This is a genomic window from Micrococcus terreus (genome assembly GCF_900116905.1).
GTDB lineage: Bacteria > Actinomycetota > Actinomycetes > Actinomycetales > Micrococcaceae > Citricoccus > Citricoccus terreus.
The window spans coordinates 254,652-278,743 of record NZ_FPCG01000004.1; the positions used below are offsets into that span (position 1 = coordinate 254,652).

Genomic DNA, 24,092 nt, shown 5'->3' on the forward strand with positions numbered 1-24,092 from the left:
CCTGGTCAGTCCAGGTGGATGCCGTTGCCCGGCCCGATCGGCAGGTCGAAGGCGTAGAAGACTCCCAGCGTCACCGTCCAGACGATGAAGAACACGATGGTGAAGGGAAGCAGTCGTGAGATCAGGGTGCCCAGACCCGCCGCCGGCTCGTAGCGACGCACCATGCCCAGCAAGACGATCAGATACGGGTTCAACGGCGTGATGATCTGGGTCGAGGAGTCACCGATCCGGAACGCCGCCTGGACGAAGGCCGGCTCAAAGCCGATCAGAGCGAACATCGGCACGAACACGGCTGCCATCAGTCCCCACATGGAGGTGCCGGACGTGATGATCAGGTTCACGCCCGCGCAGAGCAGGATGAACAGCAGGATCACCACAGGACCGGTCAGCCCGATGCTCTCCAGCCCCTCGGCACCCTTCACCGCTGCCACAGTGCCCAGGTTGGACCAGGTGAACAGCGCCAGGAACTGTGCCAGCACAAAGGCCAGCACCAGGAAGGTGAGCATCGTTTTCAGTCCCTCGCCCATCAGACGTCCGACGTCACCCCCGGACTGGATGGTCCCGGCGACCTTGCCGTAGACGATGCCGGTGAGCAGGAAGAACGCCACGATCAGGAACACGATGGAGCTCATGAAGGGCGAGCGGGGCAGGAACGCCCCCTCCTCGTTCCGCCAGGCCGAGCCAGCAGGCAGCACGGCGACCAGGACCAGAGCCAGGAACACCGCTCCGGCGATCATCGCCCACCGGACCGCACGGCGTTGCTGAGGCGTGACCTCCACATCCACGTCCTGCTGCTCGTCGGTGGTCTTTCCACCCGGCGAGGCACCGCTCGGGGCGGGCTGGTCACCCGAGGTGACGAAGCCGTCGTCGGGAAGGTCTGTGGTGTCCACCCGCGTGCGGGAGACACCCATGCGCTCCAGGCGGGGCTCCAGGACGCGGTCGATCAGCAGGCCGGTGGCCAGGATGATGACCAGCGACGAGGCGATGTTGATCCAGTAGTTGGAGACGATGGTGACCGGGTCGATGGCCAGGTCCGAGGGCAGCGCTCCGATGACACTGGTGGTGATGCCGGCGAAGTTGCCGTCGATCGGGGACGGCAGCAGGTTGGTGGAGAAGGCGGCGCCAGCGGCTGCGAATCCACCCAGCAGGCCGGCCATGGGGTGACGTCCCGCAGCGGCGAAGACCAGCGCAGCCAGAGGAGGAATGACGACGAATGCGGTGTCGCTCATCAAGTTGCCCATCACGCCCACGAAGGCCACCGCGTAGGGCAGCAGCCAGCGCGGAGCCGAGCCGAACATCATCCGGATGGAGGTGCCGAGCAGACCGGATCCCTCGGCCACGCCAACCGCCAGGATGATGGGCAACACGTTGACCAGCGGCGGGAAGCCGATGTAGTTCTCCCCCAGCGTGGTGGTGAACCAGGACAGGCCCTCACCACTGAAGAACGGTTTGACCGTGACCGGGCCCTCCTCCGAACCTGGCACGGTGACCGTGGTGCCCAGGGCACCGAAGACGGTGGAGAGCACCGCGACGATCAGGAAGAGTCCGGTGAAGAGGATCAGGGGATCCGGCAGGCGGTTGCCCCACTTCTCGACGCCGCCGAGCAGGCGGTCCCCGAGGCTGCGGGACGTGGGGGTGCCGGTGGGGAGGGAGGACAAGGCAGACCTCTGGTGTCTCTGGGGTGGGGGACGTGGCCAGTTTAGGATCCGGACGAAGCGCCGGACAGCGTTCGGAGACCTGCGGCGTCATGTGCGCGGGTCATCGGGCGCTGACGGCTGAGCGCGGAGTCCTGGCATTGACGGTGTCCGCGCCGAACAGCGGCAGCCCGCCCGGAGCTGACTCGTCCCCACCGGGAACCCGGGACCTCGTGCCGCGCTCCTGCTGGAGTAGCTAGCCGGTCCGCACAGCTGAGCACACCCGCGATGCTCAGCTGTGCGGACGCGGCACGGCGGAATCAGCTTCGAGACACCGGCTGCTGCAGCTCAGTCACCCAGTCGGCTTGGTCCTCGGCCTCGGCCCGGACGTACAGCTCACGGCATGACCCGGCGGGTTCGTACCCGTTGTCCACGATCCAGCGATGCATCTCCTGCCAGCTCTCATGGATGGTCGTCATCGGTCCCAGGTGCACACCGCACACGGCCTGCACTGCTGGCAGGTCGACGAGTTCGGTGCCCTGAGGTGCCTGGCTGAGGCTGGTTGCATAGCCGACCACGACGTCCATGCCGTCGTCGCTGGGCGCGTAAGTCGCCACGGGCGTCTCCAATGCGCCCGGAGCATGGGCGATCGCATCAGCGACGGCGTCGAACATCGGGCCGATGTGCTCGCCCATCCGGTCTGGGTCGAGCGTCGCAGTCCGGGCGATCAGCCGCAGTGCGGGCTGGGACTTGATGACGTAGTCGGTGGGCATGTGGTTCTCCTTCTCGATCATCCGGAGCCTCGACTCAACCGCCGCCAGCCTGGTCCTGACGGCGCGCTCCTCGGCCTCCAACTCCACCTGTCTGAGGCGAAGCATGCCCCGCAACTCGCGCGGACCCACGTCGTCGACAAGCAGCTCACGCACCTGCTCGAGAGTGAAGCCGAGGTCCTTGAGAGCTACGAGACGGTTGAGGGCGTGGAGCTGCTCGGGATCGTAGGAGCGGTAGCCGGTGCCCACATCCACGTGCGCAGGCCGCAGCAGCCCGATCGCGTCGTAGTGGCGCAGCATCCGAACCGACACCTGACCGAGTCGGGCGAAGTCTCCGATCTTCATCATGCGTCCTTTGTTCCAGCTGCCACAGTGTGAGGGTCAAGTCCTGCGCCGCAGATCTCTCGCAGACGCACCCGACACGCGACTGCCCACTGACCGGGGCGCCCAGATGGAGCCACCATGAAAACAGCTAAACCTACAGGAATGCAGGTCCGACTTTTTCGATGCCACGAGACATCATGCGGTCGGGCTGACAGGTATTGAACCTGCGACCCCTTGACCCCCAGGCGTCCAGACTGCTCCCGCGAGACCGGATTCTGCGTGATTCCGGCCGTCAGGCTGCCCCTAGCCCCTGCTTCTTGATCACTTTCGTCGTGCCGTGCTTCTACGCGCCGATCACTCCGCGGCGTCGTGAACGGTCCGGGTTAGCCCCCGGGTTCGGCCTGATGTACCTACGACCCCCTCGTTCGTTGTGGGTGGAGGGTGTACCGTCTCGAAAGTCAGACCATCAACCAACGATTGGAGTTTCACCATGAAGGCTGTGGTCTATCAGGGACCGCACGATGTCGCAGTCACGGATGTTCCGGACGCGAAGATCGAGCGGCCCACCGATGTGCTGGTCAGGGTGACAACGACCAACATCTGCGGCTCGGACCTGCACATGTACGAGGGGCGAACCTCCTTCGAGAAGGGCCGGACGTTCGGTCACGAGAACATGGGAGAGGTGGTGGAGATCGGCAAGGGAGTTGAGAAGGTCAAGGTGGGCGACCGGGTCGTGCTGCCCTTCAACATCTCGTGCGGGTTCTGCAAGAACTGCGAGCGCGGGCTCACGAACTACTGCCTGACGACGCAACCTGACCCGTCGGCCGCCGGTGCGGCCTACGGCTTCGCCGAAATGGGCCAGTACGGCGGCGGGCAGGCAGAACTGCTCCGGGTGCCCTTCGGAGACCACAACGCGCTGCGCCTGGGTGAAGACGCGCAGGACAAGGAGAACGACTACGTCATGCTCTCCGACATCTTCCCCACCGGCTACCACGCCACCGAGATGGCCGGCGTGATCCCGGGCGACAGCGTCGTGATCGCCGGGGCCGGCCCCGTGGGACTGATGGCCGCCCTGTCCGCGACGATCAAGGGTGCCTCGAAGGTGATGGTGGTCGATCGTCATCCCGACCGGCTCGCGCTGGCCGAGCAGATCGGAGCGATCGCCATCGACGACTCCAAGGTCGACCCCGTGCAGGCTGTGCTGGACGAGACCATGGGGCTCGGAGCCGACCGCGGCTGCGAGTGCGTCGGATACCAGGCCCACGATCCTGAGGGCAACGAAGATCCGGCTGCCACCTTGAACATGCTCATCAACTCGGTGCGGTTCACCGGCGGGATCGGCACCGTCGGCGTGTTCGTGCCCCAGGACCCGGGGGCCAAGGACGAATTGGCCAAGCAGGGCAAGGTGGCCATCGACTTCGGCACCCACTGGTTCAAGGGACAGACCATGGGTAACGGTCAGGCCCCGGTCAAGCGGTACAACCGTCGGCTGCGAGACCTCATTGCGGCTGACAAGGCGAAGCCGTCCTGGATCGTCTCCCACGAGATCTCGCTGGATCAGGCTGCCGACGCCTACAGGAACTTCGACTCCAGGTCCGAGGGTTGGACCAAGGTCGTCATCAAGCCCGGCATGTCCAACGGAAAAGCGGCAAGCTGATATGGCAGCAGATCTTCAGGGCAAGAAGGTCGCAATCCTCGCCGCCGATGGAGTCGAACGCGTTGAGCTCGAGCAACCCCGCGAAGTACTGGACCGCGCGGGCGCTCAGACCGAGGTCCTCTCGATCCACGACGGCGAGATCAAGGCCCGTAAGAACGACCTGGATGAAGCGGGCACGTTCACCGTCGACGGGCTGGTCGCCGACGCCTCGGTGGGCGACTACGACGCCCTGCTGCTTCCCGGCGGCACGGTGAACCCCGACCAGCTCCGGGTCGACAAGGACGCCGTTTCCTTCGTCCGCGACTTCGTCGAGAGCGGCAAGCCAGTGGCGGCGATCTGTCACGGGCCGTGGACGTTGATCGAGGCTGGCGTGGCCGCCGGTCGCACCCTGACGTCGTTCCCGAGCATTCGCACCGACCTGCGCAACGCCGGTGCGGAGGTCGTCGACCAGGAGGTGGTGGTCGACGGGAACCTGATCACCAGCCGCTCGCCGGAGGACCTGCCGGCGTTCTCCGAGGCGATAGTGTCCCAACTCGCGGGCACCCCGACAAAGGAAGAGGAGAAGTCATGAGTGTGACCAAGGGATTGCTGGTCAGGTTTGACGCGTTGCCCGGGAAGGAGGACGACGTGAAGGAGTTCCTTGACAGCGGACGTGCGCTTGTTGAGGACGAGCAGGCGACCACCGCGTGGTTCGCGATCCGCCTCGGGCCGACCTCGTTCGGGATCTTCGACGTGTTCCCCGATGACGCCGGACGTGACGCCCACCTGACCGGCCCTGTTGCGGTGGCTCTCGGCGAGCAGACGGGCACGTTGTTCTCCGAACCGACGATCGAGAAGCTCGACGTACTGGGCTCCAAACTCCCCGCCTGACACCACAGGACGGGAGCACTGGCCCAGAGAGGAGGGGTCGCCGCGCGCGGTGACTTCGGGCTTACACAGCCCGCTGACGTCGTGGCAGCGGCCCCTTCTCCTGCGGCCTTTCGCTCATCACCAACAGATCGAGGAACCGCGATGACAGGAACTGACGACGGCGTTGCCACGACGCGTTCACCCGAGGTAGCAGTGATCGGGGGCGGGATCGTTGGTCTGTCGACGGCGTACGCTCTTCGGGAGCAGGGCGTGCCGGTGCGTTTGTACGAGGCTGGTCTGCCCGGGACGGGTCAGTCCGCAGGCGAGTCGCGGATCTTCCGACATGCCCACGACGACCCGCGACTCGTTGCTTTCGCGCGCGAAAGCCGCGGCGTATGGGATGAGTGGGCCGAACACTTCGACGTCGAGCTGGTCTCATCAGACGGTGTCCTGGCGATCGGAGACAGCGCCCTGGAGCGGCTGCGGGTGCTCGACCAGGTCGGCGGCGTGGAAGCGCACGAGATCGACGCGGCCGAGGTCGCCCAGAGGATGCCGCTGCTCGCTGGCTACTCGGGGCCGGCGGTGCTCGACGAGTCGGGCGGCGCGATCCGCACCCGCGCCGCGATCACGGCACTCACGGGTGCCCTGGCAGATGCGGTCACCACCGGTGAGGTCATCTCCATCGATCCCCGCGCCGACGGGACGGTCGAGGTCCGCAGCGTCACCGACCGGGCTGTCTACTCCAAGGTGGTCGTGTGCGCCGGCCGGGAAACCGCCCGCCTGGCACGCAGCGTCGGCCTGTCGCTGCCGGTTCGCCTTGCCGCACACGTCCGGCTGACCTTCGACGTGAAAGCCGCCGCCCCGGCACGAGTCGCTTGCCTGCAGGACAGCAGCGGCGTCTATGGCGAAGTCGGCGTCTACGCGACGCCGCTACCGGGCAACAGCAGCTATTCGGTCGGACTCAGCGACACCGTCGGCGTCCGCGACGACGGTACTTTCATTGACCCGGCGGCCATTCGGTCGCTGGACGAACGCGCACGCGAATACGTGACACGGGCGCTGCCCGGTCTCCACCCAGAGCCGCGCGACTTCCTTCACTGCTGGGTGACCGACCTCCCGTGGAGTGAGGACGGCGTGGCCGTGTGGGAGGCAGGGTCTGTCTTTTTTGTGGCCGGTCACAATCTGTTCAAGCAGGCACCTGCGCTGGGGCGCGCTCTTGCCCAGGCTGCGACCGGCGGCGGTCTCCGCGCCGAGCTCACGCCCGAAGCGTGCCTCGGCGAGGCTCAGGGCTAGGGCGTGTCTCCCCATCGCGTGGGGGTACTACATGCCTTACGAGGCCGGATCCCGAGCCCGCTGCTTGAAGAAGCGGACCGCAGGAGACTCGAAGACAACCCTGAGAATCGACGAGCTGTGGCTTTGTCGTTCCTGACTCGTCTGCAGCTCGACGGAGACGCCTCGACGACGAAACATGGTGACGAGTAGTGCACGAGGTTGGGTTGAAACTCTCGCATCCAGCCGTATACCTGGATCAGTGGGTATGGATTCGACTCGCTCGCGCGAACGTCGGACGCCCCCAGCATAACGAGGACCAGCGAGTGCTGGATGCGGTACGAGCCGCTGCCGCGAGGGGAGTCCGCTTTCCGCTGTCAGCGATCCACTATGCGGAAACCGGGCGCATCTTGGACTGGCGACAGCGGAAGAACCTCACCGATGTGGTCGCGCCTATCTCGCTCATGCAAACGATCCGAGCGCAGCCTGTGCTCATGCGACATCAGTTCCTGGTTGCGCTTCACGAGACGCTTGGACGCCCCGCATTCCGCCCGCCGCGACCCGAGGTCCTCGGCGTTGGCGTCCATTGGGCGTTCAGCGGTGTGCAGGCCTTATTCAAAGTCGTGAACGACGAAGGGCAGGTGATCGACGTCGACACGACGCGTCTACGACATCTCAATCAGTACGCCGAGGCTGCAGTGTTCGCTGGCCCTTTGCCGGACGAGCTACCGGGCCTGGTTGATCTCGGATACGTCGCGCCGCGCGTTCTCGAGAGCCGTCCCGGTAGTCGCGTCGAATACGAGCAATGGCTCTCAGAGCAGCTCGCCGACCGCAGCCCCGACACGGACGAGCTACGAGCCTTAGTGATGGCGCGCGAGATCCATCACGAGTACACCGACCTGCTCAACGACCTCTTCGCCGACTATCGGCTTACGCTGTCGATGATCACCGGGGGTAGCACCGGCATGGCAAGCCGCGCGAAGGCCGTCGCGTTCATGGAACGTGTTCCCACAGCCCGGATCTCCGCGGACATGAAAGCGCTGCTTTTCCGGAACAAGGGGCGTAGCTGGTCTTGGAACATGCTTCGAGATATCGACGCGCTCAGCCTTGCCATCCCCTACTGTCATGTCGTCGTCACCGACAAGGACGCAGCCGACCTCCTCGGCCGCACCGGCGCCGGGACACGGCACGGCACGAAAGTTGTCGCAAAGCTCCACAGCCTTCCTGAACTCCTTGACGACATCACGTCGAGTGTAGATCATATCTCGAGTAAGACAGCCTGGGACGAACTCGGCCCCGGTGACAGCGAGTACCATCTCCAGACACCTGAGCCTCTGCCGTACGACGACCGGCTGCTCGGCGCATCCATGCGATTGGTCGACGCTTCAGGTCGGGCTTTCTCCATGCCGAACTCCGGCGTCAGGACTGCAAATTCTTGAGCAGATGCCTACCGCCCCTTGAGCATCGCCTCATCGATCTGGCCGAGGCAAACCACTCCGTTGAGAACGAACCCCTTGACAGACGTGCTCACAGCCGTGGACTCCAGATCGGTGCGGCACACTCTGGAGATGGTCAGCTGTAGACCGCGCTCACATCCTCGTGGAAGATCCGTATGCTGGAATAATGACCTTCACCGCTCTGCATCGCGCCCTCGGGTCCGCTCCTGGACCGCTGACGGACGAACTGCTGGATGCGGCGGTGAGCGACGGCGTCGTGGAGACGAACGATCTGGACTGGAAGTCAGAGTTGCCGCCGGCGAAGGGACTACCGCAAACGGACTTCCCCAAGGATGTCGCAGCGATGGCGAACAGTGGCGGCGGCATCATCGTGTTCGGAGTACGCGAGTCGCAGAAGGCCGCGACAGAGCGGGTCGACGTCGGAGAGTTCGATGAAGCGTACGAGCGATCCCTGCGCTCCGCAGCGATCACCGCTATCTCCCCGCCTGTCTTCGGCCTCAACGTGCACCGTCTCGGAGTTGAGGGTGCACGTGCTGTCGTCGTGGAAGTGCCGGCAAGCGTCGACGGACCGCACCTGATCTACCGCAACGACTACTTCGGCGCGCCGGTGCGCAACGACTCCGACACCGTATGGATGAAGGAACGACAGATCGAGGCGATGTACCGAGCTCGCTTCGATGAACGCCGCCACGCCAGCGAAGCACTCGACAACCTGTATGCCGAGACCGCGGGTGGGCGGACCACGAGCGAACGCGCCTGGCTGATCGCTGTCGCCCACCCGCACCTCCCTCGCCGCCACAACCGCCTGACGCACGACGGAGCGCGCGACGTGCTGACCCGGGCCGAAGGCCTCGCCCTGTTCCACGCCGGACGTGGCGGTGTGCACCCGCTGGAGAACGTCGACCGGCACAATCCACGACCGGGGTTGCGCCGTTGGGTCGCCGTCAACACCGCAACAGGCGATCGATCAATGTGGAAGGAAGCATGGGCGAGTCTCCACCACGACGGATCAGTCACGCTCGCAGCCGCAATCGGCGGCCATCGCATGAGTAGCGACGGGTACTTCGAGGGATCGCAGGTCCAGTCGGACGCGGTCGAGTGCGGCGTTGCAGACCTGATGGCTCTCATCAGGGCGACCGCCGACGCGACGGGCAACGATGAGTACGACGTGCGCGTCGGGATCGAGTGGTCCGGTTCAGAGCCACTGGCGATCCTGACTGTGAACAACCTCGGTCACTCTTACGACGGTGTCTCCACGCCATTGCATCGCTACATACCTGTCGAGACCACCGTGAACGCGGTGGAGGCCGACCTGGACTTCTACTGGCACGTTCACGACCTCGCTCAGGATTGCGTCAACCAAGGCGGTGTATCAAACGTACGGCTGATCCGTCCGCCCGAGCGCGAGGAGGCATAGTTCTTCCGCCACTTCTGCGGTGGGCGGGCTTCGTCCCGTAGGAGCGGGCTACGTCAACGTTGTCGGTGTGAGCGGCCAGCCCTGTCCGATCTCTGGAACGGATTCAGAGAGCACGGCGATCTCAGTGGCTTTGCCAACGCGATGCGCTGAGTAGTGGAGCTCAAACTCTCGACGCCGACGCGCCGCGTAGAGCTCCGCCACCTGTGGAGCGTTGTCATAGGTGAGAACCCACGGCCTGTCTGCGACGGAGTTGAGGACTCGCGCAAGGTCTTCGTGGTCGGTCGCAGAGAAGGCGTTGAGGTACAACGACCCGGCCTTCTCGAAGTAGGGCGGGTCGGCGTATATGAAGACATCGTCCTTGGGAGCGTACTCAGAGATGACTTCGATGCCATCGCGCGACGTCGGGACGATGTTGTCGGCATAGAGCGACAGTATGCGGATACGTTCAACAAGGCCGTCCCGGTTGAAGCGGGCGTCGATCTTGTAGTTACCCGTTTGGTCTAGCCCGCCGATCGGACCGCCGTTGAGCACGCCGGACCTGTTTGTGCGATTGAGATAGAAGGTCGCAAATCCGAGCTGTGACAGATCGCTGGTGTCGGCGGCAACATAGATTTCGCGCTGCCGCCGCCACTCGGTGACGTCAAGCTTGGCCTTATGGATTCGCTCGATCAGCCATCCGGGCTCGGACTGAACGGTAGTCCAGAATGCGTGAATAGCCGGGTCTAGGTCGTTGATGACGACGCGCTCGACCTGCCCCGTTACTAGAAGACTGAGACCGGCGCCGACTCCGCCCGCATACGGCTCGACGTAGGTGCAGCCTGCGAGATCCATGTCTCGGATCATCTTGCGGAGGCGCGAGTACAAGGCAGACTTGCCGCCTGGGTACCGGAGCGGGGATATTCGCGGGCGTCGTGTGGACACCCCGATGGCGCTCGTGCTCATGGCTTCATCACGTATCTCATGATCGAGTCGATGGAGGCCCACATTGAGAACGCCTGGTCGGGATCGACTAGGAAGTGGTGGTTGTGGTTGATCGCATTGAGCGAGTCGCCTGAGTTCGTGTAAGTAACGAGCTTCCCTGTCCTGACACCCTCGATGACCTGGACCAGGTACTTCGGGCCGCTCGCCTTTACGTGTTCCAAGAGCCAATCTAGGGCGTGGCCGAGTTGGACACGGCCGTTCTGGTTGTTCCCGGAGCCCTTGATGTCGATCGACCTTGCCTCCGCATATGCCTTGATCGACTTCTCCAGTACGGCCCGGAGCATGAGGAAGGTGGCGTTAGGGAACTTTTGCACGTCGACCTCAGAGAGTTCGCCGAGCAGCAGTTTCAACCCTTCGGGGTAACTCGCGGGAGCCTTGATCTGCCCGAGGTCAAGGTTCCTGAGCTTCTTCTTGGCCGGACGCTTCCTCGGAGGCTTCGGCCCCGTGGGGCCAGGCGCACCGCTCGGAGGTTCTCCAGGACCGGGTGCTCCCGTGGGCGGAGTCGGCTTAGCGCCGGGGCCACCGGACGGCGGGTTGTCCCCTCCGCCGGGAGTCGTTCCTGTAATCGGGGTCGTGGGGTCAGTAGGAGCTGTGTCTCCCGCGTCGGCAACGATCTGACGCAGTTCCTTCATCAGTTGCGTGTAGCGAGGACTTGAGACCGAGTTCAGGCTGCGCGTATTGATGTTCTCGTCGTACATCCCGCGAACGATCGCGGTAGCAACATCCTTGAAGACTGCATCCGAGAGCGTCTTCGTGACGTTGCCGTCTGAATCCATCGCAAGCCCCGTCAGGTCAAGGAACTCTTTCGACTCGTAGATGCGCGCCAGCGTCGATAGGCCCCTGGCCCACTTCTTCGTTGCGAGGAAGTCTTGAAGCTCGGCCTCGTCGTACTGCACGGACTTGAAGAGATTGATGATGTGCGCTCGGAAAACGAACTTGCGAACGTCGATCGTAGGATACCTAGTCAGAAGTTCACGGAGCTTCCTCCCCGCGTCGATCTGCGCCTGGAAGAACGCCGCCTGCCTGCTGGGACTCCAAGCCCGCCGCAAATTCCCGGTGTGGATAGCCGCGATCAACTGATCCGCTTCGGTCTGGTTCGGTGCAACCATGACCCGGACCTTCGAGAGCACAGAGCGGTCTGGCAGAAGGGCCGCCAGCGACGCGACCCGCGCCTGATAGTCGGGGACCAGCATCGGGTTCTGGATGGCTTTGAGTGCAGCGAGCCTGCGGTTCCCCTCAACCATCACGTACTTACCGCGTCGCTTCAGGACGACCGGCGTCTCGTGCGTCAGATAGCCGACCTTGCAGATGCCCTCGACAAGCCCCAATGCATCTTCGTTGACGAACAGGTCTTCAATGATGTCGGCCTCGACCTTCGCGTCGGCCACTTCAAGGCGGACGTTCTTCGGGTCGAGTTGGACTTCCTTCAAGACATCAAGCTCAACTTCGGGCCAGTTCGATGTATCTAGCATTCGTCGCCGCCTTTTGCGCCGTTCATCTCGGACAGCGCCGTCACGGCCTCACTCATTGTGCTCCGCTCCTGCCTGCGGCAGTGCGCCGCGGACGTACGCAAGGACATCGCTCCTCACGAAGCGCCAAGCACGTCCCACCTTCTCCCCAGGCAGCGACCCCGCGCGGGCGAGTGAGAGCACCGTCTTGGTGGAGACACGCAAGAGCGCTGCCGCCTCATCAGCGGTCAGAACCTCGTTATCTTCCGGCACCTTTTCGTAGCCTCCTTGTGCGGGACGCATCTTCACGCTACCAGGTCGCGGCGTCCGTACGTTGGCGTTCAGGCGCTACAAGGAGGGTCCGACCGGCCTAGCAGCAGGCGATTGGCGCGCGCCTTTCGGCTCTCCTTCGAGCGAGCGAGTTCGGTCAAGCGCAGCGCGGGCGCGGGCAGTGTCGAGCTTTCGCGACTCGGCCTCGGCGGGTGCCGCGAGGGGTGCAGGCCCATTGACGCCGTAGCGGTCGCGGTAGGCAGCGATGGTGCGAGCGGCGTTCCGCCATGGTTGGGCCGCTCGTGCCTGCTTCGGCTGGACGCCGAGCTTCGTGATCCACTCGTGATTCTCGGCGAGCGCCGTGTCGAGGAGAGTACCGGCTCGGGTCTCGATGAGGTCGCGTCGCTCGGTCAGCGCCTGCCGCATGTCCGGGGACATGGTGCCGGTGGCCTCGGGGATCAGGCCGGCGTTCAGCCGCGGTCTCTTCCGGGCACCCCCGGACCTGGCGAGGCGGGCGGTCGCCCTCGCGACCCGGTAGTGCAGGGCAGCGGCGATGTCGTCGGCGTCCCCGAACCCGCGTGCTCGCACGAGGCGTGGGAGCAGGGTCTCGACATCGTGTTGGTTCGCCTCGGCTCGCCGGAGCTCGGCGGTCAGCGCTCCGAAGGCGGGAGAGGTGATCGCGTCGTCTGCGTCGTCGTCACTGAGACCGGAGTAGCGGATTAGTGCGGCCCAGCGGTCGTGCTGTGCGGCCGCGACCAGGGTCTCGTACTCGGCGGCGAGCTGGGCGATCGAGCCCCAGGCGTCCTGCTCGGTGGTGATCGTCTCGTGCGCGGACGGCTCGGCGCCGACGTGCTGTAGCACCCCGAAAAGCACCGACCGGGCGGTCGCTTCCTCGTTGTCGCCGGGGTGCGGGCCGTCGTGGGCGGAGTCGGGCTTGTCAACGGCGACGTAGGCGATGTTCTGCTCGCGTCCCCTTGTCATGGCGACGTAGAACGTCTCTCTGGTCATCGAGGCATCCGCCAGGACGTGCGATGTGTCCACGGTGATGCCCTGCGCCCGGTAGGACGTGACGGCGTAGCCGAGGTCGAGATGTTCGGCCGCGTACTCGGCCGGGATCACGACGTGGGCACCCCACTTGCGCCCTGCGCGGCGGAGGGTGAGGGCGCCGTCGTCGCGGACTTCGGTGACCGTCCATCTGTCGCCGTTGCGGACCCAGGAGCGGCCGGCGCGAAGGCGTCGGTCGTTGCGGCGGGTGATGACGGTATCCCCGGCCGCGGTACGGGTGCCGTTGTGTAGTTCGACCTCGCGGCGGGCGTTCACGGTGCCGTCGAGGGTGAGATCGGCCCGTGCCCTGTTGTTGAGCGCCTGGACGGACTCGTTGGAGTCGGTCACGAGGACCCTCGCCCGCCCGACGAGAGTGTCGGAGCGTCAGGCGGTGTAGGCAGCGTCGATCATCGCCTCGGTCTCCCCGCCGATCACGCGGCAGTGCTCGGCGTAGGTGTCGATGACATCGGTGCGGCCGTGGCGCAGCGCGAGGGACGCGGTCTTCTCCCACGGGTTGACGAACCGGTGCACGTCGACCAGCTCGGGGGCGTCATCGCGGTCGTGAACGAGGAGGGAGAACGCTCCGCCGGCCGTGACCGACTGGAGCTGGGCGTGATCCCCGACGAGCAGCACCTTCGCCCCGGCCTCCGCAGCGAGGGCGGTGATGCGGTCGAGGGAGAGCGTGCCAGCCAGGGACGCCTCATCGACGATGACGAGCTGACCCTTGGCGGACGTCTCGCCGGTGCGGTCGTGACTGTCGAGCCACTTCGCCGTGTTCTCGGTCTGGATGCCAAGGTCATCGGCCAAGACCTGCGCGGCGACCGCTGACGGCGCGAGCCCGACCACGCTGCCGCGCCCGTGCTCGTGCTCCCACGCCCGCCGCAACGCCGACATCGCCGTCGTCTTCCCAGCCCCCGCCGGGCCGACCAGCAAACCGACCATCCGCCCGGAGACCGCGATCTTCGTCAGTGCGGCCGCCTGGTCTTCGCCGAGCATCCGGCCCTTGCTGTCAGCGCGCTTCGTGATTCGTTCGACGGTGGTCAGCGGCACGGTCGGGGCCGTGGTGGTGCGGGCGCGCTCGAGAAGGCGGTCTTCGGCCGTCAGCAGCACCTCGGAGGAGAACAGCGCGGAGTGCTTCGGCCGGAACACACTCGTGCCGTCCGTCCGACGGAACACGGCCGGGCTGGATGCGAGCTCCGGCGCGGTCAGGCGCAACGACGCGGCCTCGGCGGCATCCATGACCAGGCTGACAACGGCTTCTCGATCTTCGGTCGACTCGAACCGGAAGGCCATCGTCTGCCTCGCGGCCTCGGCCGTGAGGTTCCATCGATGCCAGGTGGAGCGCTTCTCACCGACCGCGTCCACGACGTCCTGCCCAAACGAGGCGATCAAGTCCAGCGGCACGTCGTCGGCACGCAGCAGCAACGGCTCCTCGTTCGCCGTCACGCCGCGCGCCCACGAGGTCGCATCCGCCCCGAGCACCCGCCCGGCCCGTTCCCGCCAGGAGGCGGTGAGGTCGGCCAGCGACCGCATCTCCTTCTCCGGCCGTGTGGAGAGGGTGGCCTGGGCACGGAGCTTCATGATCGTCGCCGGCGACGGCCGCCGCCCATGCTCGGAGATGTAGCGCTCGATGAGGCGGTCGGTCTCGGCGTCGATGTGCCGAGCACGGGTGGAGAACTCCTTGACCAGCGCCTCCGGCACCGCGGTGACCGCCCAGGCGGGGTTACGGTCGCGACCCATGTCGCGCGCCTCCCAGCCGACCCCGAGCATCCGCGTGAGATGGTCAGCGAAGACCGCCCCGTGCAACTCGGAGAGAGCGACCACGGCGGCCTGCATCGGCCGCCCATCAAGGCTCCGCCATTTGCCCTCGAGGACGGTCTGCACCTTGTTGCTGATGACGACGTGCGTGTGCAGGTGCGGATCACCCGCCCTGCTGTCGTAGTGATGGAACGCCGTCGCGATCAGGCCCCGGACGTCGACCTGTGCAACCGCGCCGTCGCGGCCGGTTGCGCCCGTGCGCGTGGCTGCAACCTCCCGCTCCATGAACGCAATCACCTCCGCGACCGCCGCATGATGACCGTCCGCAATCAGCGTCTGCGTCCCGGCATCAGCGACCGCCCAGAGTGCGCTCGCGGACTTCGGGGTGCTGAACGTGAAGTCGAACCCCGCAACCGCCCGGCGCGTCCCGCGCTCGGACTCCTCGGCCTCGATTGCCGCAACTGCTTCGGCTCGTGAGGCAGGGTCGAGGGCCGGGTCGAGTGCACCGGTGCGGGCCTCTATCCGCTCGGCCACGCTCCGGTATTCCGGGTAGGCGCGACCGAGCGGTTCCCCGGTGATCGGGTCGCGGCCCATGCCGACCAGGAGCTGGAGCTGGGCTTCGGAGACCTGACCGCCCACGCTGATCCGTCCGCTGCCGAGCATGGCGACTCCGGCGCCGAGCCAGCGACCCGGCGAGGTGCCCTCGGCGTTGTACTATCGCGTCAACGGAGTCGAGAGCGAGCGGTCACCGTCTCCGGCCGCGACGGTGCGAAACAGGTACTTATACCCGTCACTCGCCGACATCACGCGCATCGAGACCGTCACGTATTGCAGGTACGCGCACCGATACGCCTAGAGCTTGAAGTCGGGCACCCTTGACCAGTCCAGCGTGGGATTGCCTACAAAAAAAGCTGCTTCATCAGCGAGGCGTTGTGCACATACACAATAGATATGTGCATAAGATTCGGCGCCATGAACCGACAATGAGTACTTGCCGTTGCTCCTCGGCCGCAACACACTCGAGGCCGACACTGTTCCTCTGAGCGGTCCAGGCCACACCTCGGAACGGAATCCGCGCGCTAACCCATGTGTGAGGCAATGACGGACTTGCATCCAGCCCTCGGCGTGCGTCTCCGCATCCGTCCACGAGAGCGCCTGCTTACGAACCCACGACGAGTCGCCGATCGCTGTAGGCTTCCAGACGTTCACAGCGAAAGGCGTCTTCAAAATCGTGCCGTCTCCCCAGGCAAGCACCTGTCGGAGCTTCTCATCGAACACCCTCACAGTGGGGTTGTTCATAGACACCAATTTGGCGATCTGTCGAAAGCTCTGGATTCGGTGAGCGGCGACGAGCGCCACGAACTCCTCAACGAAACCTTCAGAGGCAGACACCGCGGTGAGAACGATCGCAGGCGCGAGCGCCCCAGCGTTGCCGGGGTTCCCTCGGGCGCCAGGATGCAGTTTCGCAAGCATCGAGGGCACCACGAGACTCGTGGCGTACCGATTCACGGCGTCTTGCAGACTAGGAACGTACATTACCGGTCCTGGAGCGGCTCACAGAGGGGAAAGAACCCGAGGACCGGCTGCTGGTCGGCCCGAAGTGCGGCGCTCTCAAGACCGCGACCGTGCGGGCAGCGACGAACGGGGACTAGATCGTCAGCGATCTCGGCCTGCCCGACCTCACCCGGCCCGGCCTCCGGCGCACCGGCGCGACCTGGATGGCCGACGCAGGCATCCCGCTCCACGTCCTTCCGGACATCCTCGGCCACGCCTCCGTCGAGACCACACGCGGATACCTGCACCCCAACGACCGACACCTCGCCTCTGCTGCGGAGCAGGCCAAAGCCTTCCTTCCCAGATCCGCTAAGGCCAGCAGACCGAGCCGGCGCGAGGCCTCGAGGTCACTGTGACGGGGAGCCGGGAGCCACGACGGAGGCTCTGGTCCCCTTATCCACAGGCAACGACCTCCAGAGAGCCAGATACGCCCTCCGACGTCCGTGAACCCGCATCGATGCCTTGGCGAGGGGACCAGAGGGGACCAACAAAATCCCGTCGCCAGACACGACGAAGCCCCGATGAAAATGGCTTCTCATCGGGGCTTTTCTGTCGGGCTGACAGGATTTGAACCTGCGACCCCTTGACCCCCAGTCAAGTGCGCTACCAAACTGCGCCACAGCCCGCTGGCCGCCCAACTTGGCGCGGCCACCAGACAACTGTACCCCATTCAGAGCCTCACTTCGGACCACTCAATGGGCCTGATCGGCCATGTCGCCCATCCCCTCCGACGAACAGCCGGAGTAGCGTGACTCGAATAACGTGCTTGCGCTAAAGAGTCTGGAGAACATCATGACGACCGCCCACTGCATTCGCCACACCATGACCGCATTGGGAGCAGTCACGGCGCTCATTCTCATGACTGGCTGTGCCGATCAGTTCCGTGCAATCGACAGCGCGGACTCAGAGGGGCCATCGGCACACGGCGCTCAGTCCAGCACCAACGAGTCACGCCTTGAAACGATCAAGACCTCCGGCGTTCTGAACGCCTGCACCACGGGCGACTACCCACCGTTTACTGAGGACACCGGAGACGGCGAACTGACCGGCATTGACGTCGACATGGCTGCGGACCTCGCCGAGACACTTGAGGTGGACATCGAGTGGCATCAGACGAGCTGGGGCGATCTGATGGACACGTTCCTCAGCGACTGCGACATCGCCGTCGGGGGAATTTCTATGAACCCGCCCCGCGCGGAGCAGGTCTTCTTCAGCGATCCGATCCTGGAGGACGGCAAGACGTCGATCGCGCGCTGCGATGAGGTGCAGAACTACCAGACCATCGAGGACATCAACCAGCCCAACGTCACCTCGATCTTCCCGGAGGGTGGGACCAATGAGGCCTTCGCCCGGGAGCACTTCCCCAACGGGGATTTGAAGACCCACGACAATCTGACGATCTTCGACGAGCTGGTGGCCGGCGGTGCCGATGTCATGACGACTGATCGTGCAGAGGTGCTCTACATCGCCCACGAGTACGACGAACTGTGCGCGGTGAACCCGGATGAGACCTACGACTTCTCGGTGATGGGTTACATGCTCCCGCAGGGCGATGTGGTCTTCAAGGAGTACGTCGACCAGTGGCTGACGATTGCGCTGAAGGACGGAACGTACGACGAGATCGCTGAACCGTGGGTTGGCAATGTGGAGCTGATCCCCGAGGACTGACGGCGCCGACGCGCCTGCTGCAACGCGTCAGAAGGTGTAGGTCTTGTCCCCCACGTGGAACTCGACCGTCTCGAGGTTCTGCACGCGTTCCTTGGCCTGGGCGGCGACCTCTTCCATGGTGGTCTGCAGCACCGCGGGGTCGATGGTGGTGGCCTCGTCGCCGTAGTTCACGATGAGCTTGCCCTCGTCCCCCTGGATCTGGAACGTCTCCATGTCCGGGCCGGAAGGCATGGAGCGGAAGAACTCCACGACCTTCGAGTTGTCGCCCAGGTAGATGTCTTGGTACTCACTCAGGGAGTTCCAATCGAAGTTCTCCACGGACTCGCGCGTGAGGTCGCCCAGCTCCTGGGCCTGGGAGATCACCTGATCGGCCTGGTCGCGGACCTGCTGTGCCTCGGCACACCCCACCAGGGTCACGGCGAGAAGAACGGCCGCCCCGGCGGGCTGGATGCAACGTTTCATGGTCGCAGTGTGCCAGCCTGACCTGGGATATTGCCCGGAGACACCCCGAAGGAACACCATGGGTTCATGACGAGCTCCGTGGTGGTGGTCGGCGGCGGTCCGGCCGGAATGGTCCTGGGGCTGCTCTTGGCCCGCGCCGGCATCACCGTGACGGTGCTGGAGAAGCACACGGACTTTCTGCGTGACTTCCGTGGCGACACCGTCCACCCCAGCACGATAACCCCGCTTGACGATCTGGCATTGTTCAACGAGTTTGATGCGCTCCCTCAGAGCCGACTGGAGGGAATGGACCTCACCCAGCCGGACGGGACCGTGGTGCGGGCAGTGGACTTCTCCCGGTTGCCATCCCCCGCACCGGGTACCTGCAGGTTGCCCTACTGGGTCACAAGGGTCGCGACGCCCAGCTGCGCGCCGCCGGAATCGAAGCGTTCCGCCAGAGCGTCCGGGACCTGCTGCCCGAAGGCTCCCAGGTGGAGCAGCTCGCCTCGATGGATGAGGTCAAGCACCTCGATGTTCGCCTGGACCGGCTCACCTGGTGGCACTGCGCCGGGCTGCTGTGCATTGGCGATGCCGCCCACGCCATGTCCCCGGTCGGCGGGGTGGGCATCAACCTGACGGTTCAAGATGCGGTGGCCACGGCGCGGCTGCTGGCACCTTCCCTGCGCCAGGGCGAGGTGAGCGTGCAGGACCTGGCAAGGGTCCGACGTCGTCGTCTGATGCCGACGGTGGCCGCCCAGGGACTCCAACGCATCCTGCACGCCCGACCGATCATCCAGGTGCTCAGCGGGAGGCTCGCCGAAGCGCCCCAGCCCCTGGTGGCGCTGTTGCGCCGGGTCCCGGCGCTGGCGCCGATCCCGGGGTACCTGGTGGGCGTCGGGCTGCTCTCCGAGCGCGCCCCGCACTGGGCGAGGCGCGGCCCGGTCAGCGGCGCCGTCCGCGCTTCTCCCTCACGCGCATGGCCACCTCGATCGGGGTGCCCTCGAACCCGAAGGTCTCCCGCAGGCGCCGGATGATGAAGCGGCGGTAGCCCGGGTCCAGGAACCCGGTGGTGAACAGGATGAACTTGGGCGGACGCGAACTGGGCTGCGTGGCGAAGAGGATGCGAGGCTGCTTGCCACCGCGGACGGGGTGCGGGTGCTCGGCCACCAGTTCACCCAGGAAGGCGTTGAGCTTGCCGGTGGGGATGCGCTTGTCCCAGGACTCCAGGGCGGTGTCCAGGGCGGGCACCAACTTGTCCTTGTGCCAGCCCGTCTTGGCCGAGAGGTTCACCCGTGGGGCCCAGGCCACGTGGGCCAGGTCCTTCTCGATCTCCCGCTCCAGGTACCAGCGGCGATCCTCGTCCTGGGAGAGCAGGTCCCACTTGTTGAAGGCCAGCACCAGGGCGCGGCCGGACTCCAGGACCAGCTGCAGGATGCGCACGTCCTGCTCGGAGAGCACCTCGGAGGCTTCCAGCAGCACCACGGCCACCTCGGCCTTGTCCAGGGCGGACTGGGTACGCAGGGAGGCGTAGTAGTCGGCGCCGTGGGCCATGTGCTGGCGCCGGCGGATGCCCGCGGTGTCCACGAACCTCCACAGCCGTCCGCCCAGCTCCACCAGCTCATCCACCGGGTCACGGGTGGTGCCGGCGAGGTCGTCCACCACCACGCGGTCGGATCCGGCCAGCTTGTTCAGCAGTGAGGACTTGCCCACGTTCGGACGCCCCAGCAGCGCCACCCGCCGGGGACCGCCGCGCGGGATCAGCCCGCCGTAGGCCGACTCCTCCGGCAGCTCGTCCAGGGCGGCGTCCAGCAGGTCGCCGGTGCCGCGGCCGTGGATGGCCGAGACCGGGTACGGGTAGCCGAAGCCCAGGCCCCACAGCGAGGCGGCGTCGGCCTCCTGGGTGATGTCATCCACCTTGTTGGCGGCCAGGATGACCGGCTTGCCCTTGCGGCGCAGCATCTTCACCACGGCCTCGTCCGTGGAGGTGGGGCCCACGGTGGAGTCCACCACGAACACCACGGCGTCGGCCACGTCCACGGCCAGCTCGGCCTGCTCGGCCACCCGCTGGTGGATGCCCTTGGCATCGTGCTCCCAACCCCCGGTGTCCACCACGGTGAAGACCCTGCCGTTCCATTCAGCCTCATAGCTGACGCGGTCACGGGTCACACCCGGCACGTCCTCCACCACGGCCTCACGCCGGCCGATGATGCGGTTGACCAGGGTGGACTTGCCCACGTTCGGACGTCCGACGATCGCCAGGACCGGCGGGATCGGCTCGTCCTCAGGCTCAGGCTCGCCCTCCTCCCACAGGTCCAGGAGCGCGGCGTCCTCTTCGTCCAGGTCATAGTCGAGCAGCCCGGCGCGCAGGGCCTCCGCGCGCTGGCGGGCGTCCTCCTCGGAGAGCTCGGCCAGGCGCTGGGCGATCTGGTCCTCATGAGTGGGGACGTACTCGTCCTCGGAGCCGTCTGATCCGCCCAGAGGGGCGTTGGTGTTCTCGGTGCTCATTCGGCACGTCCTTCGCTGTCAGTCAGGTCATTCTGGCCGGTCGCCGCGGCATTCCCCTCCAGGGGATTCCCGACGGCGGCCCCGGCCTGACGCTCGATCTCACCGAGCATCGCGGTCACGGTCTGTTCCAGGTCCAGTTCGGTAGAGTCCACCAGGCCGACCCCGTCCGCGGGGGTCATGAAGTCCACCACGGTGGAGTCCTTGGCGTCTCGGCCGGAGATCTGCTCCTTCAGGTCCTTCTCACCCACGGTGCCGCCCAGCTGGATCCCGCGGCGGGCCATCCGGGCCTCGGCGGAGGCTGTCAGCAGCACGCGGGCGTCGGCGTCCGGGGCCACCACGGTGGTGATGTCCCGGCCCTCGGCCACGATCCGCCGGTGGGTGTCCATCATCTGGCGCTGGCGCTCCACCAACAACTGTCGCACGGGCATGTTGGTGGCCACGGTGGAGACCACGGCGGTGACCTCGGGCTCACGGATGGCCTGGGTGATGTCCTCGGTGCCCACCACCACGCGCTCCGCGTCCGGATCCACCGAGATCACCAGCTCGATCCCCTGGGCGGCGGCCAGCACCGCCTCCGGATCGGTCAGGTCCACCTGGGAGTTCGCGCAGTGCCAGGCCACGGCCCGGTACATGGCACCGGTGTCCAGGTAGGCGGCTCCGAGCCGACGGGCGACCTCCTTGGAGACCGAGGACTTGCCGGAGCCGGAGGGACCGTCCACGGCCACCACCAGGCGGGGGCTCTCCTGTGCGTTCACCTCGGTCATTCAGACCACCTTCCATCCCCGCGCGGTCAGCGCGTCCGTCAGTTCCTGCTTGTGGCCGGGCACCACGGAGATCTCCAGCATGCCCACCTCGTACCCAGCGGAGTGGTCCATGCGCAGATCCTCCACGTTCACTCCAGCCTCACCCACGTCCGCCAGCACGGCGGCGATCTGGCCCGGAGTGTCGTCCACCAGCACGGTGACCACGGCGAACGCCTGCGGCGGTGCGCCGTGCTTGCCGGGGATGCGGGCCTGTCCGGCGTTGCCCTCGGCGATCAGCTGGGCGATGTCCAGGCGCGAGCCCGGCGCAGTGGGCTGCTCCATGGTCCCGATCAGCCGGTTCAGATCCTCCCGCACTCCGTAGAGGATCTCCACGATCTGCGGGGCGTTGGCCGAGAGGATCTGCACCCACAGCTGCGGGTCTGAGGCGGCGATCCGCGTGGTGTCCCGCAGCCCGTTGCCGGCCAACGCCAGGGATCCGGCCGGTGTCTCCTGCAGCCGAGAGGCCACCAGCGAGGCGGCGATCTGCGGCAGGTGCGAGATCAGGGCCACCGAGGCGTCATGCTCCTCAGCGCCCATCCGGTAGACGGTGGCGCCCAGGGCCCGGGCCAGCTGCTCGGCGGACTCCACGGCCTCCGGGGCGGTGTGCTCGTTGGGGCAGACCACCCACGGTGCTGCGGTGAACAGCGCACCCCGTGCGGCCACCGGCCCGGAGCGCTCCCGCCCGGCCATGGGGTGGGTGCCCACATAGCGGGCGGCGTCCTGCGCGGTGATGGTCCCTTCAGACACGGCCTCGGCCACGTCAGCGGCGATCTGCACCTTCACCGAGGCGATGTCCATCACGACGGCGGCCGGGAACCTGCGCAGCGAGTCCACCACGACCTGCCCGGTGACGTCCGGCGGCGCGGCGACGATGACCACCTCAGGTGAGGGGCCGTCGTCGTGAATCAGGACGCCTGCGGCGTCCACCGGGTAGGCCCGCCCGGCACCGATGTCCTGGGCCACCGCCTGAGCGGACGGCGAGGGGTCATGCAGCAGCACCGTGGTGCCGCGGGCGCGCAGGCCCAGACCGATCGACGTGCCCAGCAGGCCGGTCCCGCGGATCAGCACCGTGGAGACCGGTGCGGTCACAGTCCCACCGCCGCCATGAGGTGCCCGACCTCCTGGGAGTTCAGCGGGCGCACGGTGCCCTGGCGCTGGTCGCCCAGGTGGATGGGGCCCATCTGCACGCGCACCAGACGCTCGACCGGGTAGCCGACCTCCTTGAACATGCGGCGCACGATCCGGTTCTTGCCCGAGTGCAGCACGACCTCCACCAGCACGTGGCCCGGGGTGGAGTCGATCAGCTTGAAGGAGTCGACCTTGGCGATCCCGTCCTCCAGCTCGATGCCTTCCTTGAGCTGGGTGCCCACGCCCTTGGCCATGGGACCGGGCACCTGGACCAGGTAGGTCTTGGGGATCTCGTAGCGTGGGTGGGTCAGCCGGTTGGAGAGCTCGCCGTCATTGGTCAGCAGCAGCAGCCCCTCAGTCTCGTTGTCCAGGCGGCCCACATGGAACAGTCGCTCCTGGCCGGCCTTGAGGTAGTTGGAGATGCTGGGCCGTCCCTCGGGGTCCACCATGGTGGAGATCACGCCGCGGGGCTTGTTGAAGACGAAGTACTGCAGACGGGTGTCCAGCTGCAGACGGATGCCGTCCACATGGATGACGGCACGCTCCGGGTTCACACGGATGCCCGGCTCAGTGACGACCACGCCGTCCACCTCCACGCGGCCCTCGGCGATCAGGTCCTCGCAGACGCGGCGGGAGGCCACTCCGGCCTGGGCCATGACCTTCTGCAGACGCTCACCGTCCTGGTCATGGATGCGCTTGACGGCCGGATCGATCTTGCCTGAGGGACGGCCGGCCTCCTTGGCGAACTGGCCAGCCGCGCGGGGAGCTGCGCCGAGGTTGCGGTCATAGTTGTCCCGCTGGAACGGACCACCCTTCTGACCGGGCTGCGGGGTGCGGCCGCGGCCGGAGGTCGGTCCGCCGGAGCGTGGAGACGTGGACTTGCCGGCGCCGGACTTGCTGAAGCCCTTGTTCGAGCCGGGACGGGATCCGCCCTGGCCGCGGCGAGCGCCGCCGGAGTTCTGAGATCCGCCGGAGCGGTTGCCTGGGGTACGCGGAGTCATGGGGTCCTTTCAGTGCCTCACGGCATGTGCAGGGGTCGAGGTGGCCAGTGACGGCCGGATCGGGGCGCAGGAGTGCGCTACACCGAACACTCCATCATAGTCCACGCTCTGGTG

At 66.2% G+C, this 24,092-nt stretch carries 20 protein-coding genes, 1 tRNA gene and 2 pseudogenes; 10 read left to right on the top strand and 13 right to left on the bottom strand.

Features of this window, described 5'->3' with window-relative positions:
- Window positions 1-5: 5 nt before the first annotated feature.
- Both BM355_RS07030 and BM355_RS07035 read right to left on the bottom strand, forming a co-directional pair.
- Window positions 6-1,658, bottom strand: a complete 1,653-nt coding sequence (locus BM355_RS07030) for an AbgT family transporter (RefSeq protein ID WP_091696539.1) — start codon at window positions 1,656-1,658, stop codon at window positions 6-8.
- Window positions 1,659-1,954: 296 nt separating this feature from the next.
- Window positions 1,955-2,752 carry a MerR family transcriptional regulator gene (locus BM355_RS07035; protein ID WP_091696542.1) on the bottom strand — a complete coding sequence of 266 codons (798 nt, stop codon included), beginning with the start codon at window positions 2,750-2,752 and terminating at the stop codon, window positions 1,955-1,957.
- A gap of 466 nt (window positions 2,753-3,218) precedes the next feature.
- Between BM355_RS07035 and BM355_RS07040 the strand changes: the two genes are divergently transcribed.
- From BM355_RS07040 to BM355_RS07065, 6 genes are all read left to right on the top strand, one after another.
- Window positions 3,219-4,385 (top strand): glutathione-independent formaldehyde dehydrogenase, encoded by a 1,167-nt coding sequence (locus BM355_RS07040; RefSeq protein ID WP_091696544.1) that lies wholly within the window; start codon window positions 3,219-3,221, stop codon window positions 4,383-4,385.
- A 1-nt stretch (window position 4,386) separates the two neighbouring features.
- On the top strand, window positions 4,387-4,956 hold the full coding sequence (locus BM355_RS07045) for a type 1 glutamine amidotransferase domain-containing protein (RefSeq protein WP_091696546.1): 570 nt from the start codon (window positions 4,387-4,389) through the stop codon (window positions 4,954-4,956).
- Window positions 4,953-5,255 (top strand): putative quinol monooxygenase, encoded by a 303-nt coding sequence (locus BM355_RS07050; RefSeq protein WP_091696548.1) that lies wholly within the window; start codon window positions 4,953-4,955, stop codon window positions 5,253-5,255. Before BM355_RS07045 ends, BM355_RS07050 begins: the two co-directional genes overlap by 4 nt.
- 141 nt (window positions 5,256-5,396) lie before the next feature.
- Window positions 5,397-6,527 carry an NAD(P)/FAD-dependent oxidoreductase gene (locus BM355_RS07055; RefSeq protein ID WP_177227873.1) on the top strand — a complete coding sequence of 377 codons (1,131 nt, stop codon included), beginning with the start codon at window positions 5,397-5,399 and terminating at the stop codon, window positions 6,525-6,527.
- Between the two features lie 302 nt (window positions 6,528-6,829).
- Window positions 6,830-7,942: a hypothetical protein gene (locus BM355_RS07060; RefSeq protein ID WP_091696554.1), complete on the top strand. Its 1,113-nt coding sequence runs from the start codon at window positions 6,830-6,832 to the stop codon at window positions 7,940-7,942.
- A 184-nt stretch (window positions 7,943-8,126) separates the two neighbouring features.
- Window positions 8,127-9,377 (top strand): AlbA family DNA-binding domain-containing protein, encoded by a 1,251-nt coding sequence (locus BM355_RS07065; RefSeq protein WP_091696557.1) that lies wholly within the window; start codon window positions 8,127-8,129, stop codon window positions 9,375-9,377.
- Between the two features lie 48 nt (window positions 9,378-9,425).
- Here BM355_RS07065 and BM355_RS07070 read toward each other — a convergent pair whose 3' ends face one another.
- From BM355_RS07070 to BM355_RS07090, 5 genes and pseudogenes are all read right to left on the bottom strand, one after another.
- Entirely contained in the window at window positions 9,426-10,319 is an 894-nt protein-coding gene (locus BM355_RS07070) for a DNA adenine methylase (protein ID WP_091696559.1), read from the bottom strand.
- Window positions 10,316-11,830, bottom strand: a complete 1,515-nt coding sequence (locus BM355_RS07075; protein WP_091696562.1) for a hypothetical protein — start codon at window positions 11,828-11,830, stop codon at window positions 10,316-10,318. Before BM355_RS07075 ends, BM355_RS07070 begins: the two co-directional genes overlap by 4 nt.
- 48 nt (window positions 11,831-11,878) lie before the next feature.
- The gene (locus tag BM355_RS07080; RefSeq protein WP_245760659.1) at window positions 11,879-12,109 is read right to left on the bottom strand and encodes a helix-turn-helix domain-containing protein; all 231 of its coding nucleotides are present in this window, start codon (window positions 12,107-12,109) and stop codon (window positions 11,879-11,881) included.
- A 45-nt stretch (window positions 12,110-12,154) separates the two neighbouring features.
- Window positions 12,155-15,691: pseudogene (gene mobF, locus BM355_RS07085) on the bottom strand (MobF family relaxase).
- 39 nt (window positions 15,692-15,730) lie between these two features.
- Entirely contained in the window at window positions 15,731-16,351 is a 621-nt protein-coding gene (locus tag BM355_RS07090; protein ID WP_218154320.1) for a hypothetical protein, read from the bottom strand.
- Window positions 16,352-16,596: 245 nt separating this feature from the next.
- Here BM355_RS07090 and BM355_RS07095 point away from each other — a divergent pair, with 245 nt between their 5' ends.
- On the top strand, window positions 16,597-16,788 hold the full coding sequence (locus BM355_RS07095) for a tyrosine-type recombinase/integrase (RefSeq protein WP_091696570.1): 192 nt from the start codon (window positions 16,597-16,599) through the stop codon (window positions 16,786-16,788).
- A 196-nt stretch (window positions 16,789-16,984) separates the two neighbouring features.
- Here BM355_RS07095 and BM355_RS07100 read toward each other — a convergent pair.
- Window positions 16,985-17,058, bottom strand: a tRNA-Pro gene (locus tag BM355_RS07100).
- Window positions 17,059-17,224: 166 nt separating this feature from the next.
- On the opposite strand from BM355_RS07100, the gene BM355_RS07105 reads away from it, so the two are divergent.
- On the top strand, window positions 17,225-18,100 hold the full coding sequence (locus BM355_RS07105) for a transporter substrate-binding domain-containing protein (RefSeq protein ID WP_245760651.1): 876 nt from the start codon (window positions 17,225-17,227) through the stop codon (window positions 18,098-18,100).
- A gap of 27 nt (window positions 18,101-18,127) precedes the next feature.
- Here BM355_RS07105 and BM355_RS07110 read toward each other — a convergent pair whose 3' ends face one another.
- Window positions 18,128-18,562, bottom strand: a complete 435-nt coding sequence (locus tag BM355_RS07110) for a DUF4825 domain-containing protein (RefSeq protein WP_177227874.1) — start codon at window positions 18,560-18,562, stop codon at window positions 18,128-18,130.
- A 108-nt stretch (window positions 18,563-18,670) separates the two neighbouring features.
- Between BM355_RS07110 and BM355_RS14600 the strand changes: the two are divergent.
- Together BM355_RS14600 and BM355_RS14605 are read left to right on the top strand one after the other, a co-directional pair.
- Window positions 18,671-18,775, top strand: a pseudogene (locus BM355_RS14600) (FAD-dependent monooxygenase); the annotation flags it as partial.
- A 164-nt stretch (window positions 18,776-18,939) separates the two neighbouring features.
- Window positions 18,940-19,575 (top strand): FAD-dependent monooxygenase, encoded by a 636-nt coding sequence (locus BM355_RS14605; RefSeq protein WP_342715248.1) that lies wholly within the window; start codon window positions 18,940-18,942, stop codon window positions 19,573-19,575.
- On the opposite strand, the gene der is transcribed toward BM355_RS14605, so the two are convergent.
- From der to BM355_RS07135, 4 genes are read right to left on the bottom strand one after another with little or no spacing between them, the layout of a single operon-like run.
- Complete coding sequence (der, locus tag BM355_RS07120) at window positions 19,484-21,046, bottom strand: ribosome biogenesis GTPase Der (protein ID WP_091696575.1); 1,563 nt, start codon at window positions 21,044-21,046, stop codon at window positions 19,484-19,486. The genes BM355_RS14605 and der overlap by 92 nt on opposite strands.
- The gene (gene cmk, locus BM355_RS07125; protein ID WP_091696577.1) at window positions 21,043-21,810 is read right to left on the bottom strand and encodes a (d)CMP kinase; all 768 of its coding nucleotides are present in this window, start codon (window positions 21,808-21,810) and stop codon (window positions 21,043-21,045) included. Before cmk ends, der begins: the two co-directional genes overlap by 4 nt.
- Window positions 21,811-22,938 (bottom strand): prephenate dehydrogenase, encoded by a 1,128-nt coding sequence (locus BM355_RS07130; RefSeq protein WP_091696579.1) that lies wholly within the window; start codon window positions 22,936-22,938, stop codon window positions 21,811-21,813.
- Window positions 22,935-23,978 carry a pseudouridine synthase gene (locus BM355_RS07135; protein ID WP_091696582.1) on the bottom strand — a complete coding sequence of 348 codons (1,044 nt, stop codon included), beginning with the start codon at window positions 23,976-23,978 and terminating at the stop codon, window positions 22,935-22,937. The genes BM355_RS07130 and BM355_RS07135 overlap by 4 nt, the downstream gene beginning before the upstream one ends.
- Window positions 23,979-24,092 lie beyond the last annotated feature (114 nt).